At 66.0% G+C, this 19,339-nt stretch carries 16 protein-coding genes; 2 read left to right on the forward strand and 14 right to left on the reverse strand.

The features are described from left to right. Positions 1-81: 81 nt before the first annotated feature. The 3 genes from M0D68_RS09370 to M0D68_RS09380 all read right to left on the reverse strand — a co-directional run bounded on the left by M0D68_RS09370 (position 82) and on the right by M0D68_RS09380 (position 7,400). Positions 82-3,369, reverse strand: coding sequence for an autotransporter (locus tag M0D68_RS09370; RefSeq protein WP_266224215.1), 3,288 nt, complete (start codon positions 3,367-3,369; stop codon positions 82-84). An 81-nt stretch (positions 3,370-3,450) separates the two neighbouring features. Then, positions 3,451-6,582: a winged helix-turn-helix domain-containing protein gene (locus M0D68_RS09375; RefSeq protein WP_200618479.1), complete on the reverse strand. Its 3,132-nt coding sequence runs from the start codon at positions 6,580-6,582 to the stop codon at positions 3,451-3,453. Between the two features lie 194 nt (positions 6,583-6,776). After that, the gene (locus tag M0D68_RS09380) at positions 6,777-7,400 is read right to left on the reverse strand and encodes a GNAT family N-acetyltransferase (protein WP_200618478.1); all 624 of its coding nucleotides are present in this window, start codon (positions 7,398-7,400) and stop codon (positions 6,777-6,779) included. A gap of 321 nt (positions 7,401-7,721) precedes the next feature. Here M0D68_RS09380 and M0D68_RS09385 point away from each other — a divergent pair, with 321 nt between their 5' ends. After that, positions 7,722-8,186 carry a hypothetical protein gene (locus M0D68_RS09385; protein ID WP_093641354.1) on the forward strand — a complete coding sequence of 155 codons (465 nt, stop codon included), beginning with the start codon at positions 7,722-7,724 and terminating at the stop codon, positions 8,184-8,186. Between the two features lie 21 nt (positions 8,187-8,207). Here the strand turns inward: M0D68_RS09385 and M0D68_RS09390 are convergent, their stop codons facing one another. The 11 genes from M0D68_RS09390 to sctU all read right to left on the reverse strand — a co-directional run bounded on the left by M0D68_RS09390 (position 8,208) and on the right by sctU (position 18,409). Next, positions 8,208-8,663 (reverse strand): CesT family type III secretion system chaperone, encoded by a 456-nt coding sequence (locus tag M0D68_RS09390; protein ID WP_093641351.1) that lies wholly within the window; start codon positions 8,661-8,663, stop codon positions 8,208-8,210. A gap of 174 nt (positions 8,664-8,837) precedes the next feature. Continuing rightward, positions 8,838-9,005 (reverse strand): hypothetical protein, encoded by a 168-nt coding sequence (locus M0D68_RS09395; protein ID WP_167378473.1) that lies wholly within the window; start codon positions 9,003-9,005, stop codon positions 8,838-8,840. A gap of 160 nt (positions 9,006-9,165) precedes the next feature. Further along, positions 9,166-9,414, reverse strand: coding sequence for a type III secretion protein (locus tag M0D68_RS09400; protein WP_200618477.1), 249 nt, complete (start codon positions 9,412-9,414; stop codon positions 9,166-9,168). Positions 9,415-9,455: 41 nt separating this feature from the next. Continuing rightward, the gene (locus M0D68_RS09405; RefSeq protein WP_200618476.1) at positions 9,456-10,775 is read right to left on the reverse strand and encodes a type III secretion protein; all 1,320 of its coding nucleotides are present in this window, start codon (positions 10,773-10,775) and stop codon (positions 9,456-9,458) included. Between the two features lie 153 nt (positions 10,776-10,928). Beyond that, positions 10,929-11,966: a hypothetical protein gene (locus tag M0D68_RS09410; RefSeq protein ID WP_256457580.1), complete on the reverse strand. Its 1,038-nt coding sequence runs from the start codon at positions 11,964-11,966 to the stop codon at positions 10,929-10,931. Between the two features lie 38 nt (positions 11,967-12,004). Continuing rightward, positions 12,005-12,268 (reverse strand): type III secretion system export apparatus subunit SctS, encoded by a 264-nt coding sequence (sctS, locus tag M0D68_RS09415; protein ID WP_035546645.1) that lies wholly within the window; start codon positions 12,266-12,268, stop codon positions 12,005-12,007. A gap of 36 nt (positions 12,269-12,304) precedes the next feature. Beyond that, complete coding sequence (gene sctR, locus M0D68_RS09420; protein WP_093641338.1) at positions 12,305-12,955, reverse strand: type III secretion system export apparatus subunit SctR; 651 nt, start codon at positions 12,953-12,955, stop codon at positions 12,305-12,307. After that, a complete protein-coding gene (sctQ, locus tag M0D68_RS09425; protein ID WP_234486557.1) occupies positions 12,939-14,402 on the reverse strand; it encodes a type III secretion system cytoplasmic ring protein SctQ in 1,464 nt (487 codons plus the stop codon). Before sctQ ends, sctR begins: the two co-directional genes overlap by 17 nt. 14 nt (positions 14,403-14,416) lie before the next feature. Continuing rightward, positions 14,417-15,151, reverse strand: a complete 735-nt coding sequence (gene sctP / locus M0D68_RS09430) for a type III secretion system protein SctP (RefSeq protein ID WP_211702533.1) — start codon at positions 15,149-15,151, stop codon at positions 14,417-14,419. Positions 15,152-15,161: 10 nt separating this feature from the next. Next, positions 15,162-17,267 (reverse strand): type III secretion system export apparatus subunit SctV, encoded by a 2,106-nt coding sequence (gene sctV, locus M0D68_RS09435; RefSeq protein ID WP_093641332.1) that lies wholly within the window; start codon positions 17,265-17,267, stop codon positions 15,162-15,164. A gap of 11 nt (positions 17,268-17,278) precedes the next feature. Beyond that, positions 17,279-18,409, reverse strand: coding sequence for a type III secretion system export apparatus subunit SctU (sctU, locus tag M0D68_RS09440; protein ID WP_093641329.1), 1,131 nt, complete (start codon positions 18,407-18,409; stop codon positions 17,279-17,281). 312 nt (positions 18,410-18,721) lie between these two features. On the opposite strand from sctU, the gene M0D68_RS09445 reads away from it, so the two are divergent. Beyond that, on the forward strand, positions 18,722-19,330 hold the full coding sequence (locus M0D68_RS09445) for an HrpB1 family type III secretion system apparatus protein (protein ID WP_200618472.1): 609 nt from the start codon (positions 18,722-18,724) through the stop codon (positions 19,328-19,330). Positions 19,331-19,339 lie beyond the last annotated feature (9 nt).

Raw genomic sequence — 19,339 nt, forward strand, 5'->3', positions numbered from 1 at the left:
CCGGATGTTCTTTCCCCGGTCGTTTTTAAACTGATGGTCGCGACAGGGGATCGGGAGCAAGGTTGGCGCGCTTGCGGCACATCAACGATCCAACTGATCCACCAGCGCAAACGGAATATTCTCCGCAAACAACTCCCTGTCTCCCGTCGCACTCGTCTGCGTATTCAACTGCAGCGCGAAATTCAAACCAGGACTCTGCGTGCTGGTTGTGCGCTCCTTGACCTTCAGTTCAATCGGCATCCACGAGGCAGGCTCGTTCAGAATGCCATTCACCTTTTCATCGATCTTCGCGCGCCCGGCAGCGGCCTCGCCGGGCGGCAGTTGCTTCGACATCGCCGCGAGCATGTCGAGCTGTTTTGCCGCGCTACGCTTTAACCGGTAACGGTGGAAGTAAGTCTGGTTTGGCCGCCGGTTCGCCTTCACATCGCCGAGGTGCCGGTCGAGCCGTTGTTCCGCGAGCGTGCGTGCCGGTGGTAGCTGCGGCTCGGGCCTGCCGTTCAGCCGCGCTTCCTGCCGTTCGCCTTCCTGTTCTGCATTTACCTGCTCAGTGAACAGATCGACCCACTGGTCACGGCTCGCATCGAGTGCGCGCGTGTAGGTTTCGGCACTTGAATACTCCGTGTCGAGTAGACACGCGCGATGCACCAGCGCGCCGTCTTCGCGCACCAGTTGTACTTTGGCAAGGTGGCTGTCGTCGTTGAACGTCATGGTCGCGGACGGCGCGTCGAGCGAGACGAGCCCTACGCCCACGCTCGACTCTTTCGCGCCGACCGGCTGCGTCGCACTGACGGTGCCGCTCAGCCGCCCGATCAGACGCGAGCCGGCGCCGACGCGATGTTGCTCGATTTGCATGCGTCCACTTTGCTCATTCGAATCAAGCGTCTGTTTCGCGGTTTTCTCATAACCGATGCCGATGTTGGCGCCCGCGCGAAACGGCGAGCCGATTTTCGGCACGGTGACGGAAAGGCCGACATCGGCGGAGGCTCCGCGTTTGACGGTGCGCGCCACGGTGTCGGTCCAGCTGATCGACACATCGGGGTCATCGAAATAGTGTTCGGCGAGCCGGTTCCAGGTGCCGCGTGAGCCGCCCGAGTTGGCGCCGTGCGCCGCGGTCGTTTCGTCGAAGACATGATCGATGATGCCTTCGAGTTTTTCGCGCATCGCGCTATCTTCATAGCCGGTGCCGTTCGGATTGACACGGCGTGCCACGCGCAGTGATACGCCGCTCGGTTCGGACAACTCCTGCGAGTGCAGCACGGCCTGGGTGGTCAGCCCGGCGCGCAACTGGGTCAGCCCGACGTCCATGTCGTAGCCGACCAGTACGCCGACGCCCGCATGCCGCACCTGCGTTTTTGCGGTGCCGACGAACATCTCGACGCCGTGCGTGCCGCGGCTCAATTCGACCACGGCTTCACGGCTTTTCGACGCGCGCAGATCGAGGCGCGGCGCGATCGGCACGCCGCCGGTATGCAGCACCTTGCTGAGATTCGCCGACAACCCGCGCGTGCTGACACCGATGCGGCGGCCGTCGGTAAGACGCAGGCGTGAACTCGATTGCAGATCGTGTGCGACGTCCTTGAGCGTTTGCCGGACCGTGTCGGCAGTGTCCGCGGTGGCGGTCGGCGCGGGCGGGCGCGCTTTGTCCTTCAGGTCGGAGACATGGGTCCAGAACGGCGAATCGGCGGGCACCTTCGCGACCTTGCCCCACGAGGCGAGCCGTTCCAGATTGAACGGCTGTTTCGCGATCGACTTGAACGGCTTGCTGCGTGCGAGCGCGTGCGGATCGGCGGTGGCCCAGCGCGCGGTTTCGGTTTGCAGGCGCGCGAGCGTTGCAGGCGAACCGACGTCGCGTGGTTGCAGCTCGGCGCACAACTGCTGCGCGCGCTCGGTGACCTTGTGCAACTGTTCCGCATCGAGCTTGCCATTCGGAAAGCCGCCTGATTCGAGCCAGACATGCAGCGCCGCGAGTTCGGCGATCGACTGCTCCGGGCGGGCATGCGAAAGCGCGGCGGCGGGGCGCATCTCGGGCCGCTCGGAGAGCGGCGCCAACGACCCGCGCATGGCCTCCTCGAGCTTTCCCTGCTCGGTGCCGACGGTCTTGCGCGGCACGCCTTGCGTGCCGAAGCGCAGCGCCGACAACGGCGAGCTGCGTTTGCCGGCGAGCCGCGGCAAGAAGGTCTTCCAACGGTTTTCGCCGACGCGGTCGATCGTCTTCGCTGAGAATTTGTTAAGACGTTCGCGTGCCTGCGACAAGTCGCTGCCGCGTCCGTCTTCCCGAAAATTCTGGCGCCATGCGAAAAACGCGCCCTTCTGATCGGCGTTCAGTGCGCCGCGACCCTGTGTGGTCAGTGTCGACGCCGCTTCGTAGGCCTGCCACGCTAGCGGGGTTTCATGCAGCGGCGTGCCGGCCGCGGGCGCTGAACGCGCGGCGACGGCGGCCGGTGCGGGATCCTGCGCCGGGCCTGCACCGTGGAGCGGCGGATCGAGCGCATCCGCGGCTTGCAGCATCATCCGCTGGGCGAGCTGCGTCGACGCATCGCCGGGCGGCGGCTGGCCGTGATGGCGCAATTGGCTGAGCGCGTCGAAGCCGGCGTCGGTGCGCGCCAGCGTGCGGGCGACTTGCCACGCGCTGGCTTCGGCGGGCGTCGTCGAGCGGGCCGTGTGCATCTGCGCGAAGTCGAGCTGTTCGAGTGCGTCGAGCACTTCGTTGGCACTGTGCGCGTCGCCGATATTGGCGCCGTGTAGCGCCTGGGCGACCAGGGCGCCGCGATGGGTGTCGGTGGCGGCGTCGGGGCCGCTCAGCGCCGCCAGCCGATGCGAAAGCTCGCCCTGCGCGAGCAGGTTGCCTTGAGGGCCAGGCAATTGGCGACCCACATAGTCGCGCAGCGCGGCCTCGCCGGCCATCGCGTCGAGCGGAATCGTCGACGCTTCGTTTTCGTGTTCCGCTGCGAGTCTGCCCGCCGAGGAGGACGAAGCGGACGAAGACCGCGCCGTCTTGCCAAGCGCCTGCCGAACTTGCCGCTCGCTCTTCGCCAACGGCGTTCCTGACGCGTTGGACGCCACCACCGGCTTCGCAGGATAGCGCTCGCCGTCCGCGGTGAAATCGGCCGGCGCAAATGGCTTGCCGTGCTGACTCGTTTGCGAGAGCGCCGTGCTGATATCGAACTTGCTCGCGCGCAGCCGTGCGCCGGTGCGCGACAGCTTGTTACCGAGCCTGCCCAGCAGCGTTTCGTCGACCAGCGGCCGGGCTTGTGGCACCCCCGTGGGTTGCACGGCGGGCGCACCGGCAGGCTGAAGACCGGCCGCTTCAGTCCCTTCGGCCTCGGGCGTGTGAATCGGGTGCTGCGGTACTGCATGGATGTCGGACATGGCGCGTGACGTTCAACGAGCGGCAGTTGAAGTCACGGTATGGAGCGCATATGACAGTCCCAGGCAGGGTGCGAAGCGAGGTCATCGCACGCGAAGCAGCCCCGCGGAAGCCGATGCGTCGAGCGCTTCGAGATCGACGGTGATGCGCAATTCGAGCCGTCGTGCGCCGTGCTGGCGGGCGCGCTGCAGCGCGTCTTCAAGCAGCGGCCGCACCGCCCGCGGATCTTCGCCGCTGCGCTGACGCAGCGTCGCAATCAGACGCAGCAACTCCGGCACATACCAGAGCTCGCCGGTGCGTTCGCTGCGGCTCACCGCTTCGCGCAGCGTCGCGCCGAGCGCGGCCGCGAATTCCGGTTCGTCCTGCAGCGCGATGCGCGGCAGCAGCGTGGCGATGAAGGCGATATCGGGCACATTGACGCGTTCGCGCGCCATCCGCTTCATCGCGCCGGTAATCAGCCGCCGCGCGGCTTCCTGATCGCCGCGCCGCGCGTCGAGCCAAAGTTGAAAATCGAGGCCGAGGCGCAGCCAGCGTTTCACGCCCGCCGCTCGCGCTCGCGTCACCATCGCCGCGGCGCAGGACTCGGTCAGCGGAATGTCGTCGTCGAGTGCGGCAAGTGCGCAGGCGAGGCCGAGCGCGATGCAGCCGGCGAGCGGTTCGCTTTCGTCGGCGGGATCGCGGATCGTGACGCGCAGCGGCGCGGCCATATGCGGTTGACCGACCAGCCACAGCGCCACGGCGTGAATCGCCCGCGCCACGAGATGCAGCGACAGCCCATAGCTGGTGGCGACCGCATTGGCCTCGCGACTGACGTCTTCGTCGATCTCGTCGGCCGCTTCGTCATTGAGTCCGACGACTGGCGCGAGCAGGCGGATCGCGGTATCGAACTCGCCCGCATACGCCTTGACGATGCCTTCGATGCGCCGCGCGTTGATGCTGACCGCCTGGCTGTGCGCCACCGGCGCGATTTCGCTGAACTCGTTGGAGAGGCGCCGGCAATGCTCGACCTCGCCGGCGTCGAGCGCGCACATCACGAGGCAGAACAGCGCACGCAGGCGATACGGCGTGTCGGCGCAGATATTGGCGAGCTCGTAGGTGCGCTGCCAGCTCTCGACGATCTCGTCCGACGTGCTGCGCTTGAGCATCAACGCGCGCGCAAGCACGGCGCGCAAGCGCATCTCGTCGCGGATACGGCGCATCGAGACACTGTCCACACGCGCCAGCACGGCGCGCACCCAGCCGATGTATTCGTCGACGAGCGCGAGCGCCCCCCACATCGGCGCGGTGTTGTCGAGCAACTCGGTGCACAGTTCCACCTTGTCGACCGAGACGGCCCATTCGAGCGCAGCGCGCAGCGCGTCGATATCGTGGCGGCTGTGCGCCGTGGCCACGGCGACGCCCGCGCCGAACCGGCGCGCCATATCGCGGGCGACGAACTGCGCGTGATGCAGATCGGCCTCGGCGCTTTCTCGGTTGCGCTCCAGCGCGTCGAGCGCGAAGCGGCGCACGGCAGGCGGCAGGCGCAGCCGCAAGGCGCCGTCGCAGTCGACCGCATTCACGAGGCCCGCATCCATCAGCGTATGAAGCTGGCGTTCCAGCTGGCGCGGGTCGGGCGGTCCGAAGCCGTAGTCGCTGCCGAACGCGCCGAGCATTTCGCAGGCAGCGTCGTGCGAGAACGCGGTGGCAAAAATGCCGAGCCGGCGGAGCATGGTGCGGGTCGGGGCCTCGAGCGCCGCATACGACAGGTCGAGCATCACGTGGACGATCGCCGCGCGCGGCAGCACGATGCGGCGGCCGCCGCTGCGATGTGTCATCACCGTATCGAGCTCGCGCGCGAATGCCACGATCGCGTCCTCCGGCGGCACACCTGCGCGTACCTGGCCGGCGATCGTCGCTGCGGCGAGTTCGAGCGCGAACGGCACACCGTCGACACGCCGGCAAATCAGCGCGGCCGCCGCAAAGGTGGCCGGCGCGATGCTGTCCACCTCGGGCAGCGGCGCATGCAAAGCGGCTGGCTTCAGACAGTGCGCGAGCCGGGTGAAGAGCAGGCGCAGCGCGTCGTAGTCGAGCGTGGCGGGCGTGCCGTCGATCTGCTCGGGCGGCGCGCGCAACGCGGCCACCGGCACGGCCGTTTCGCCGCCGATGAATAGAGGCGACTCGCACGTGGCGATCACATGCAAGCCGCCTGTATTCGCCACCAGCGTATCGATGAACTCGGCCGCGGCTTCGCTCAGATGATCGCAGTGATCGACGATCAGCAGCATGCGGCGCTCGCCGATCTGCATGGCCAGATTGGCCGCCATTCCCAATTCGTTGTCCGGCTCGAGGCCGACGGCCGCGCCGATCGCGTTGGCGATGCGGTCGGGCTGAGCGAGCGAGGCCAGCGCCGCGCAAAAGTCGCCGTCTGGGAAATGCGGTGCGAGGCGACTGGCGGCTTCGATCGCGAGGCGCGTTTTACCGACGCCTGACGCACCCGTCAGCGTGACGATGCGGCGCGTGGGCACTAGCGCAAGCAATTCGGACAGTTCGGCATGACGGCCGATGAACGGCGACGGGTCGATGATCTGCGAGCGCAGCGACGTGACGGCGCTGGTCGGCATCAACGCCGGAAAAGCCGAGGTGGCCGGCACGGCGGCCGCGGCGAGGCTCGATACGGCTGTGACTGAGGTCAGCGTCGCGGACGGCGCGGCTTTGGAATACGCGGTGCGCGGCGAGGCCGGAGCGGCGCCGCGCCACGTTGCGCTATAGGACGAGCCGTACGACGAACCGAACGTGAGTCCGGCCGTGGTCGGCGGGCTGGCTGCGGCTGTCGCCGCGAACGAGGTGGCGAGCGACGCGGCTATGCTGCCGGCGTTCGCCACCGGGAAATCGAGTCCGGCGTCGGGGGTGTCGAGCACGCGGACTTCGCCCGCAAAGCGGTAGCCGCGGCCGGCCACGGTGACGATCAGATCGCGGTCGTCGTCGAGCGCGCGGCGAATCGCCGAGATCTGCGCCTGCACTGTGTTCGCATCGACATTGCTGCCCGGCCAGACGATCTCGCGCAACTCGGCGGTCGACACAACGCGGCCACGGGCCTCGAGCAGGGCAGCGAGCATCGCGAAGGGGCGCGCGCCGAGTTCGATGACGGCGCCGTCGGAAATCAGCAGGCCCACCTCGCGCGCGAGCCAGAATCGCGAAAAGGCGATCACCTGACCGGTGAGCCGCGGTAGCGACATGATGGGTCTCCGGCGTAGTTGTGTTTCGGTCCACCGGCGAGGGGTACTCGCGAGGCACGCGTAACGAATGGCCGCGGTGCGGTATTCGTCTGACCTTTGCATTATCGCCTGAGAAGTGAACAATTGCTTGTGTTGCGGACACTTCTTCGTTCGGGCTTGGGCCTTCTACTGAACGGCTGGGCGGTTCGACGGCTTCAGGCGTCCGCGAGACTCCACTGCATTGTGTTGCGCAGCCAGGCCGCACCCTCGCTGGCCGGCTCCGGCGGGACCGGTGCGGGTCGCGTCAAAGCGTAGAGAAAGCTGTCGTCGGCGGCGAGGCCGCGGTTCGGACGCGGCTCGTGATTCGTGAGCCGCGCTTCCTGGACGAAGCCGAGGCGCTCCATCGAACTGTGCGCGGCGCCATCCACGGCGCAGCAGGCGAAGACGCGGTACACGCCCGGCTGCTCGATCAGCCAGTCGATCAATTCCTGCAGCGCGAGTACGCCAGCCCGGCGGCGTCGAGCGCCGCCATGCCGGCTGATGATCACGCCGATCTCCACGCGCGGCAGCGTCGGCTTCAATTCGATCAATGCGGTCAGCCGGCCGGTCTCCTTGCATTCGAGCGTGTAGCGAATCAGGCTGCCGTCGTCCCAGCCGCGCAGCGCTTCGTCGACGAATTCGGTGGTTTGCGCCACGCCGGTATGGCGCAGCACCGGCAGGTCGCGCATCGTGTCGGCGTCGCCGAGCATCTGGTCGAACAGGGCGGGCGCATCGGCAAGGGTGAGCGGACGCAGCCGCAGATAGGGCGTTTCCATGCTGTCGAGCGGGATGAAGCGCATGACTCGGACTCCGAATGAGCGACGAACTCATGCAGTGTGCCGCCCGCGTGTGACTCACGCACGACGGTCCGCGAACCGGCGTAAGGGGGTGCGAAGACCGGGCCGCGGACGACCGGCGCGAGGCCGGCGTGCGGCTGACCGTGCTCGCGGCTACGTGATTTGTCCCATCGTGCCCCGCATCCGGCTTCGCTTCGTCGCACACTATTTCGCACGGTGACCGCGGGCGTCGTACGCCCGTTGTAAGGTCGAGCAGGATGCCTGTTCGACGTCCCGTCTTGCGCTTCGTCACCGCAGCGCACATTCCATCAGGAGCCTCGCACCATGCCGGATTCCCCGTCGATTTCACGCCCGAGCAGCACGCTACCGCTATCCGACATCAGCACGCCGTCGTCGCCTGCCACCGGCGGCCGCAAGCCCGTCGACGGGGCGGCGCACGCCAGTCAGCAAGCGGACGCGAATCTCAGCCAGCTAGCCGCCAACGGCAGCGGCGAGGCAACGGGCAAGCGCAAGGGCGCGTCGTTCTCGGCCAACACCTCGTCGGCGAGCAGGCCTGTGGTGCCTCAGCAAAGCGCGGGAGGCATGCCGGGCGGCGTGCCGGGGCGTCCCGGCCGGTTCGGCGGGCTGACGCAAGGCGCGGCCACCGTCGCGAACGATGCGACCGGCATGGCGTCGGCTGGCTTGAACGTACTGGGCGGCGTGATGCAACTCGAGCAGGCGGCAGTCAACCAGATCGCGGAGTTGCTGAAGCAGGGCGCGCACAATGTCGAAGAGGCGTCGAAGGGGTAATGCGGATGAGGTGATGCGGGCTTAGGCCCGCAGCCAGAAGTACTCCCCCGAAGCGATGCCTTCAAACATCTCGTCGTTCGATTCGACGATGTTTTGCCGCCAGTAGCGGCCATGCTCCGCGTAGTGCGCGAGCAGATCGGCGAGCCCTTCGCCGTTGAGACCGTCGGCGAACGGCAAGCGCAGCACCAGCACCACGCCGCCCGTGTCCGTATCGAGCCCCAGTTGCGCCTGATCCTGTGCATAGATCAGCAGGTTGGCTTCGAGCATGAGCCGGAACACGACGAGCGTGCGCCCGGCCGTCACCGTGCCGAAATGAAAATTCGCATACATCGCGTCGAGGTCGCGCTCGAAATAGTCGAGCCGCACGTCGAAGCCTTCGACCTCGATCGACCGCGTGCGCAGCACATGGTCCGCGTCGCCGAGACCGACGGTCGCGCACAGATCCACGATCAGGCTGGTGTAACGCTCGCTGCTCATCCTCGTACCTTGCTTGGGCGATGCACGCTGTAATCGGCGCGGTGCGGATGCGACCCGCGCCATGCATCCGGCGAATGCTGAGAATGCCGCAAAAAACACGGCCGGGTCCCACGCAAAACAGGACCGGCCGTGTGCGGACCGCCGCCGATGGCGAGCGGCCCGCGTCTGCGATGCTTAGCTACCGCGCGAAGCATCCTTGACGTTGCTTGCACCGCTCTTCGCAATGTTCGCCACCGACGAATACATGCTTTGCTCAACTTGCATCTGGGCTGACATCATCGTCATCTGGTCCATTTCCTGCGTGAGACCAGCCATCATTCCGCCTGCGCTTCCTACGGACATAAGAACCTCCAGTGACTATGGGTAGAGAGTGAGTGGCCTATATCGAGACCTGCCGCCGCGCCGGCTGCTCATAAGAACAGGCCGCCGCGGCAAGCGCGTTGCCCGCGAGTCCGGTGCGTGATACGCCACCAGGCTCGCAGTGAGCCACCGCGCCGCCGTATCAGGCGTGCGCGCCGGCCTGTTTTTCCTGCAGCCGCACGATCACGCGCGACGCAGCGAGAAAGCCGCGATACAGCTTTGCCAGATTGTTGCGATCGAGGTCGGTTGCGCCCTGCGTGTCGCTGATTCGCTGCGCAGTTGCGTCGAGCGCCTGACGGATCGCGTCCACTTTCGGCGCGCCGGCCGGATCGGCGAGCGTCTTCTGCAGGTCGTTGAATTCGCTGGCGTGGGTTTCGAGCTGCTCGTACATGTCGATCTCCTGATTGAACGGGGCGGTGTGCCGGTAATGGGTCAGCTGGACGGACCGCGTGGCTGCGCGGTCGGCAGCGTCGCGGGGTTGGGCAGCGGCACGACGCCGGCTGCGCTGCGGGTGACGGTGTCGTTGTCGACGATCGAGGCGTTTGCCGGGTTCAATGGGTTTGCCATGTTTGCTGCGTGGGCGGCGTTGGAAGTGCCTTTCGCCGTGGCGTTTGCATTCGCTGTCGCGGTGACGCTGGATTGAGTGGCTGCGTTGGCGTTGGCATTGCCGTTGGCGACCACTACGCCGCTTGCGCCGCCGGCTCCCGAAGCCGCATTCGCCGCGGCTGCCGCATCGCTATCCGACGCTGGCGGATCGATCGCGTAGATATGTTTGACGCCGTCTGGCGTCTGCGCGTAGCGGACGTCGTCGGAGGAAATCATTTCGGAATACGACGCCGCGCTCGGGTTGGCCGCGGCGATGCTGGTGTTTTCCGCGGCTTCCACGACCACGTTTTTCACATTCGAATCCAGATCGGCCCGCACGCGCGCCAGCGCGGCGTCGAGATCCGCGCGGCTGCTGACGGCACCTGTTATCGCGAAGTTGCCGTCGCCGAGATAGCGCACGTGAGCGCCCGCAACGCCGAGCGAATCCTCGATGCTGCGCGCGTCGTTCTGTGCGACGTCGTAATTGCGCGAGATGCCGGTCGTCGAAATCCGCGCGAGCAGGTTGCGCACGGCGTCGTCGTCGGCGGGGCTCGTGACCATGCCGGTCACCACCACGGTATTGCCCACTGCATGCGCCTGCAAACCGCTCACGTGGGCCGCGGCCAACGCTTCGCTGACGCGCTGCGCGCGGTCGTCCGCATTGCGCGGCAGGGCGGCGCGGCTCATCTGCGTGGTCGTCAGCAGCGAACCGGCGACGATCACGATACCGAGCGCGAAGCACGCCACCACGGCGCCGACATAGCGGCGGCGCTTCTTGCGTTCGGCGGCGAAACGCGCTTCGGCGGGGCGCGTCAGGAGCATCGACAGCAGGTCGAGGTCGGACGGCCACACGGCGTCGTCCGCGCCGACGCACAGGATCATGTCGTCGAATTGCATCGGCACGAAGTCCACCAGCAACACCACTTCTTCCGCGACGGCGGGCTGTGCTGGCTGCCCGTCTGCCGTGTCCACTGTCTGCACGGCCGCAGCCGCGACGCGCTGTGCGCTGACCACGCCGCTCGCATCGACGTGCAGCAGCGCATCCGCACCGCGCCAGTCGGTGAGGCGGATGTCGGCATCGTCGTCGGCGCCGACGCGATGCGTGCCCGGCGTGAGCTGCAATTGCGCTCCCGCGTGAACGCCCGTCAGTATCCGCAGCAGTTTCATCGTGCTCGCACAGGGTGGATGGGAGGAGAACCGGGGCGCGCGCGGTGCACGGCGCGACCGGCCCGATCGACCCTAATGTAGCCGCCCGCTATGGCATGGTCGGGAGCGGATGCGAAGGCGCCGCATGGGATGCGAAGCCGCGCGGCAAACCGCCTAGCGGCCGCCGCCAGGAAAGGCCCGGCGCGGGCCTGGCGGGGGCGTCGGCGCGCCGGGTGCGGCTGCATGGGCGCTTCTTTCAGGGGCAGACTCGGTTGCGCCAGATGTACCCAACGCGCCCGCGGTCCCCGGTGCCTCGGAAGAGCCCGAAACCGCCGACCGCCCGAGCGTGCCGCTGCGCATCACGCACAACGTGTCGATCGACCGGTTGAGCTGCGCCGCATTGGACGGTTTATCGGCATGCAGCCAAAGCAACGGAAACAGCAGGTTGAAACGCTGCACCCGCTCCGGCGGCGGCAGCCGCGTCACCCCTTGGGCGGTCGACCCGGCGGTACGCTCACGCAACGCGGCCACACCGGATCCCGCACCTGGCTGCGACGCGGCAATGCTGCCGATCCGCTGCTGCACGCCAAGCAGATCGATCGCCTGTTCCAGCACGCGCGCGTCGATCGGCATCTGCGGATTGGCGGCCAATTGCTCGCGCAGGTTCAGCATGTCCGTGCGCCACGCATCGCGCACCGCTGCGGCGCGCGCGCCTTCCTGCCCCGGCTGTGCATACTGTGCGGCGATCGCGTCGAGACGGCCCGGCGGTGGAGGCGGCACGGCGTTGCGATCGCCGCGCGCCTTGATCGACGGCGCCGCGCCGGAATCATGTTCATCGCTATGATCGCCTTGCGAATGGCCACCGCCGCCACGCCCGCCGCCGTCGCGGTTGACCTTATGGCCCTCGGCATGATGCGCTTCGGCGTCGTCCGGGCCATCGTCGTCGAGACCCCCGGCATTGCTGCGCTGCTTCTTCGCCGCGCGACGTTTGCGCGCCAACTGATCGGCCATTCGTTTCGCGCGCACCGAACTCACCGACGGACCACGCTGCGCGTCGTTGCCGTATGTGAAATTGGTGGTGCCGCGATAGAGGGCCGCGAATTGCGCGCCGTTGCGAGCACCTTGCGCATTGGCCGCTTTCTGCTGCGACTGGGCGACGTGTTGTGCCTGGGCCGCCGCCGTATCGCTGCCCTGATGAGAGATGCGGCTCATGTCGATCGCCTCGCAGGTCGGTCAGGCAGTGCGCCGCTTTACAGCGGCACGGCTGCCTGCATCATTTCGTTGGCGAAGTGCAGAATCGCCGCGCACGAGAGCGGCGCGGCGACCACGATCACCACCGTCACCGCGATCAGCTTGACCGCGTGCGAGAGCGTCTGGTCCTGCATCGACGTAATGGCCTGCAGGAACGACACGCCGAGCCCGACCACCGCCGCGACGATCACCGCCGGCAGCGATACGGTCAGACACAGCAGCATGCCCTCGGTGGTAAAGCGGATCAGCGAATCGATTTCCATGTGAGTTTCCCTAGGCGGTCGTTCCGACTACGCGCGCTATTTGTAGGACATCACGAGACCGTGGATCAACGTCGACCAGCCATCCATCACGACAAACAGCAGCAGCTTGAACGGAATCGCGACGTTGGTCGGCGTGACCTGGTTCAGGCCCATCGCGAGCAGCACGTTCGCGATGATCAGATCGATCACGATAAACGCGATGTACAGCAGAAAGCCGATCTTGAACGCGTCGGTCATTTCCGTCAGCGTGAACGCGGGCGCCAGCACGATCAGATCGTCTTCCTTGATCTGCGAGGCTTCTTCCTTCGGCCACACCACGGAAGCCGAGCGCAGGAAGAAGCGCTTTTCGCGCTCGTTGGTGTGCTTGACGAGGAACGCGCGGAACGGCTCGCGCGCCGCGCCGAATGCCTGAATCAACGCTTGCGAAGGCTGGGCGGCGAGCTGTTGCCCTTCGAGCGATTTCGCGGCGAGCATGCCGATCGGCGCCATCACGTAGATGGACACCAGAATCGCGATGCCGTTGAGCACCATGTTCGGCGGTACCTGCTGCACGCCGAGCGCATTGCGCAAGAGGCCCAGCACTACGACGATTTTCGCGTAAGACGTGACGACCATGGCAACGAAGGGCAGCAGGCTGATCGCGACGACGACCAGCAGCAGCCCGGTGATATCACTGAATTGGACCATGCCTGTGCGCCATGCGAATGATGCGGATGCCGAGATGCTCGCCGACCGTCACCAGCTCGCCATAGCCGATGGTCTGTCCGTGTGCGACGAGCCGCAATTGCGCGTCTGCCACGGGTACGGGCAGTTCGAGCACGTAACCGGGGCCGAGCGCCGACAACTGGGCGAGCGGTAGTGCCACCGTGTCGATCTCGAACTGCACCGGCAGCTCGAGTTCGCCGATCCGGATCGGGTCGGCGGGGTCGTCGATGGCGAGCCCGGCGTCGGCGCTCGCCGGGTCCAGCTCTTCTGACATGTTCGGCTCCTTGACGATGACGAGCGACTGCCCGTCGAGTTCCACAGCGGCGCACACACGGGTGAGCCCGGGGGTTCCCCACGCGGCGACGGCACGTGGCCGCGCGTGAGGCGAAGAGGGATCGTTCGAGGCATCGAGCAGCGTTGCATCGAGCGAAGGGAAGGCGGCGCGCAGCAGCACGTCGCCGGGTTCCAGCGCGTGCAGTGTGTCGACGGGTAAGCGCTTGACGCCGAGGATCAGGCTGCCGGGGACGGTGAGGTCGAAGGCGGTTTCTGGTGTGCGATCGGGCGACGCCGATGATGCGGTTGAAGCGGCTGCTGCGTGTGATGAAACCGACGCAGGCGCGGGTTCCGTACGTAACAACCGGTCGAGCAGGTCATAGCACGCGGGATCGGCGCTGAGCGCGGCCTGATAGCGGCGTTCACCGAGCACGAACGAGAGTGCGACGACAGGTGCGTCGGCATTAGCCTCGTTCAGCCGCCCGCGGCGAACAGCGGCGACACGTGGGCCTTTGAAACCTGCGCGGATCAATCGCTCGAATAGTGGTTCCAGCACGACGCCGGCAACAGCCTGACGTAACGCGACGTCGGCGGGAGGCTTCGTGGTGAGCGCGTCGCTGTCCGGCCACGCCGCGATCGAGAGGGCCGGATAGTCGCGCAGATCGAGAGCAACGCGCATGGCGACGGTCGAATTGCCATCCGCCGAAGCGAGCGTTAGTTCGATGACGCCCGGGTCCGCGTAAGCCGCATCAACGCTGTGTGCATCGATCAAGGCGGCGTGCCATTCGGTGACGCCGAGCGTCGCATGCAGATAACCGGCGACCCGCGCATCGCAGACCGTGCGCGTCACGCGCGCGGCGGCGCGGCCGATAGCTGGTAGACGCAGCGGCGCGATCGGCGTAACGGGTGTTTCGACCACAGCCGCATCGTGTGCCGGATTCCTTATCGTTGCGATCGGCATTGCAGCTGCACCGTGCTGCTGCTGCTGCGCGCTACGAGCAACGTCGCTCGACCGATGCGTCGATTCCACCGCGGCGGCACGCTCGCGCGCCGTATCGCCCGATATAGGGCCCACGCCCGAGGTCCGCTCGCGCGCGGCGTGCGGATCGGTCGCGGCTTCGTCTTCGGTTGTCGGCTCGTCGAGCGGATAGGTCATGCGCAGGGAATCCGTCACCACACAGTGAGTTCGATTTCGCGGGCTTCACCCCACGCGCGCAGCAAGGTATCGAGCTCTCGCTCGAGTAGTGCGCTGTGTTCCAAGAGTAGTTGCCTCGTCGCCGTATCCGGCGTGTCGAACCGAAGCTGCAGACTGAAACGCGAAAGCGTCAGATACAGCGTGGTCTGCGGCAGCAGTTTCTGATCGAGCGGCAACTGCACTTCCCAGTTGCCGGCTTCTGCAATCGAAGGATCGCCGCAGAACGCGCCGATCTCACGCGCAAGCGAGCCAAGCAGTTGCACGAAGCGTTGCTGCTGCCGGTAGACGGCAGTCACGACCGGCGCTGCGGCATCGGCGACACGTGCGCCGATTGCAAGACGCTCGGGCGAGGGCGTGCTATCCGCGTTTGTCGAAGGATTCGCGTCAGCGCCGGACGCAGTGTTTGCAGACGCGTCAGAGCCCGCGTCTCCGCCGCTACGTGCAAACGGGCGCGGTGCCGACGGAACAGGCACATCAGCAGTGTCTTCAGCGGCATCCGCTTCGTCTCCACCTTGCGAACCTGCATGCGCATCGGTATTCGCATTGCTATTGAGCCGATGCAACGTACGACGTCGTCCGAGCAGCGACGCGTAGTCGAAACCGCGTCCACCCGATCCGCGCGAAGCTGTGCGCGCGTCGATTTCGTCGGCCGTTTCGCTGTCCGCTTCGCCGGGAATGACACGCACGTGGCGCGAAACGATGTGCGTCATCGTCACGGCCTCAGATCGACACACGGCCGAGCGGCCGCAATTCAACGTGCTCGCCGAGTTCCTGATACGAATACACCGCAAGCCAGCCGAGCCGCGCCTCGATCATGCGCCGCACGTAACGGCGAATATCCATCGACGTCACCAGCGCCACCCCCTCGCGCGGCACAGCGCCGACGAAGGACTGGATCTTGTCGATCAGCAACGTGGCTTCGTCGGGCGGCAAGGCGAGGAAGTTGCCGGTCGGCGTCTGCTTGATCGATTGACGGATATGCTGTTCGACCGGCATGTCGAACAGCACCGCCGACAAGGTCCGCTCGCCGCTCGCGGCCCGATGCGCGAGAAAGCGCGAGAGGTCGCCGCGCACGTACTCGGTGAGCATCAGCATGTCTTTTTCTTTCGGTCCCCACGCGATCAGACTTTCCATGATCGTGCGGACATTGCGGATCGAAATCTGCTCTTCGAGCAGACGGCGCAGCACGTCGGCGATCCGTTGCGGCGGCAGCACTTTCTGCACTTCGGCGACGAGGCCCGGATAGTCGCTCCCCAACTGATCGAGAATCCATTGCACTTCCTGAATGCCGAGAAAGAGGGGTGCGTGCCGCCGCATCAGTGCGACCGACGCATGCGCGATCGCCTGTTCCGCACGCCACACCGGTGTTTTCGGCGGCACCGCACGCTCTTCGAGCCAGCGCGTCGGCGCGCCGCTCGTGTCGATTGGCGGACCGGCTTCGCATTGCGCAATGAGCGCGTCCATGGCCTGACTTTCTTCGCTCGTCAGCGTGACAGGTGCAGCCGAATGCGCGAGACGGCTGGCTTCGGGCAACATCACTTTGCCGGCCGGTAGTTCGATCGTCAGTTGCGGCACATCGTGCACGAGGATCTGGCAAGTGGATGAAGGCAGCGCGGCATAGGTCCACATCGTGATACCCGGAAACGGCAGGCCGAGTTCTTCCTGCAAGCGCGCGCGTTCGGTTTCGAACGACTTGTCGAGCGCGGGCATGGTCAGCCGGGCGACCAGATCCGGCGCAATACGAACGCCGAGCGGGCAGGTGAACTGCGGTGCGCGCGCCAGAATCGCGGGCACGTCGGTCTTCGAACCCGAGCGTTGCATGGCGTGCAGCGATTCGCGTTCGTGATTTTGCTGCTGGGGCTTCTTTGCGTTCAGACGCCATGCGGTGAACGCGAGCGTGCCGGCGAGCAGCAGGAAGAGCGCGGCCGGAAACCCAGGCACCGCGGCGAAGCCAAGCAGCAACACGGCCGCGAAATACAGCGCGCGCGAACTGGAACCGAGCTGGCGACCGATCTCGTCGCCGAGCGAGCCGGGCTTGGCTTGCCGTTCATCCGCGACGCGCGTGATCATCACACCGGCCGCCACCGACAACAACAGCGACGGAATCTGCGACACCATCGCATCGCCGACCGACAGAATCGAAAAGCGGTTCGCCGCTTCGCCCGCGCTCATGTTGTGATACGCGACACCCACCGCGATACCCGCGACGATATTGATCATCGTGATGATCAAGCCCGCAATCGCGTCGCCTTTGACGAACTTCATCGCCCCGTCCATGCCGCCGTGCAACTGGCTTTCGACAGCGAGCGTCGCGCGTTTGCGGCGCGCTTCTTCGGCGGTCAGCAGATTGGCGCGCAGGTCGGCGTCGATACTCATCTGCTTGCCTGGCAGCGCGTCGAGCGTGAAGCGCGCGCCGACTTCGGCGACCCGTTCCGAACCTTTCGCGATCACGATGAACTGCACGGTGGTGATGATCACGAACACCACCAGCCCGACCACCAGATTGCCGCCCACCACCAGTTCGCCGAAGCTCTCGATGATATGGCCGGCTTCCGCATGCAGCAGAATCGACTTAGTCGACGCGATGTTCAGCGAGAGCCGGTACAGCGTGGTGAACAGCAGCAGCGACGGAAACGCGGACAGCGACACCACGTCGGGCACGTACATCGTCACCATTAGCAAGGTCACGCTGATCGTGATGTTCACGCCGAGCAGAATGTCGATCAGCGTCGGCGGTAACGGCAGGATCATAAGCGAAATAATCGCGACGATCAGCGCGACGATGCCGATTTCACCACCGGCGGGAAGTTTCAACGTCTTCAGCATGGTGGGTCTCGTCAGTGGAGGGCGGGCGGCGGGCCGGAGGGATGCATGGGCGTACTATCGGCGTGTGTATCGACGTCGGCAGCCATATCGCCCTCCACGCGCCGCACGCCGATTGCATCGACCCAGCGCAGAATCGCCGCGACCGTCTCGAACAACTCTTCGGGAATCGGCTGATCGACGCCGACCTTGTACAGCGCACGCGCAACCGGCGGATTACCGATGATCGGCACGCCCGCATCGCGGGCTGCACGCCGCAGCTCGGCAGCGCTCTCATCCATGCCTTTGGCGATCACGCGCGGCAGCGGATGTTCGTCCGGCGCGTAACGCACCGCGACCGAATAGTGGGTGGGATTGACCACCATCATATTGGCCATGCCGACTTTCGATTGCGGTGGCGCGTTCAGCATTTCGCGCGCGAGACGTCGCCGCTCGCCCTTGATGCGCGGATCGCCTTCCTGATTCTTGTGCTCGCGTTTGACCTCGTCCTTCGACATCTTCATCTTCTTGAGGAACATGAAGCTTTGCAGCTTGACGTCCGCGGCGCCGACCAGCACGAACACTGCCGCGGCCACCATGAAGAGCTTCAGCAGCAGGTCCCAGAACATCCGTACGAGTTCCGGCAGCGGCTGATACAGCGAGCCGACGATCAGCGGAAACAGCCACTTGATGGTCTGCCACATCACGCAGAACACGATCGCCGCCTTGACGATCATCTTTGCGCACTCGATCAGCGTGCGAACCGAGAAAATCCGCTTGAGGCCCGCCATCGGGCTGACGGCTTTCGGATCGGGCGTGATCGGCTTGGTGGCGATCTGCATGCCGACCTGGCCGATCGAACCCGCGATCGCGGCGAGCGCCGCGATGCATACGCACGGCACGATCGCCGACAACGCAAGGCCGCCGATCTTGTAGAACTGCGTCTGCATATTGGTCAGCGAATGGTCGCCGTTGACGAAGCCCGTGGCGATCAGCACCGCTTCGCGCATCGCGTCGCTGAAGTGGCTCGCGCCCGCCATCAGCAACAACACCACCGCCGACATCGAAATCGAATCGGTCAAGTCGCTGCTGCGGGACACCTGACCGTCCTTGCGCGCGTCCCGCAGCTTTTTCTGGGTTGGCTCTTCGGTCTTTTCGTCGCTCATGTCGGCTCGGTCGCGATGGGAGGAAGGGCGTGGGCGGGCGGGGCATGCGGTGCGTTCACGAAACGTGCGAAACGTGCATGAGGCGAGGACCGCATATCCCGCCTGACGATAGCGCCCGCGCTGAGCCCCCGTGCCGGGCGAGGCGAAGCGGGCGCGCGCATTACGAAGCGGGCAGTCGGCTTCGCATCCCATGCGCTCACTTCGCGTCCAACGGTTTGCCGCCACGCGCCGGTTGCTATGTTTGCGTCATCCTTCCCGACCGGCTGCGAACGGCACGGTCGACCTCAACGCTTCTGTCAGGAGCCCATCGCCATGACCGTCAGCACGCCGGAATACATGAATTGCAGCCCCGATGTCGTCGGCGGTCTGATCGAAACCGTTTCGACCGCCTTGCTCAGCAACTTCCCGAAGGTATCGGCCGACCCGTACGACATCGAACTCGTGCTCGATGCGCTGCGTGTGCTGCGTCCGCGTGTCGCCGAAATCGACACGCTCGACGGCATCCTGCATATGGTGCGCGGCCACTGGGACGACGCCATCCACGTGCTGCGCCAGGTGGGCGAGAACGCGCCGCGCTTCGGCTACGCCAAGGCGCTGCTTGCTTTCTGTCTGTCCGCGAAGGGCGACCCGGACTGGAAGCAAAGCGCGACCGAAGCCATGGAAAACAATCCGACGCGCGACACGCAATCGCTGGTGCGTGCGCTCGAAGCCCGCGAGGACCTGCTGAACGCGATGAAGGTGAAGCGCGCCGGCGGCCAGTTCGTCACGCCGAAATCGTTGGAGGCGCTGGCGGAGTTCGACGCGGAAACCGCTGAGGGCGCTGCACCCGATGTTCAGCCCGCGGCGGCTGCGCCCGCGCCGGCTACAGCAGCCACGCCGGCTACAACCGACTATGCGCACCAGTCGTTCCTGCGAGCCTGATTTTCATCC

Origin of the sequence: Paraburkholderia sp. SEWSISQ10-3 4 (assembly GCF_030464785.1) — a bacterium.
Lineage (GTDB): Bacteria > Pseudomonadota > Gammaproteobacteria > Burkholderiales > Burkholderiaceae > Paraburkholderia > Paraburkholderia aspalathi.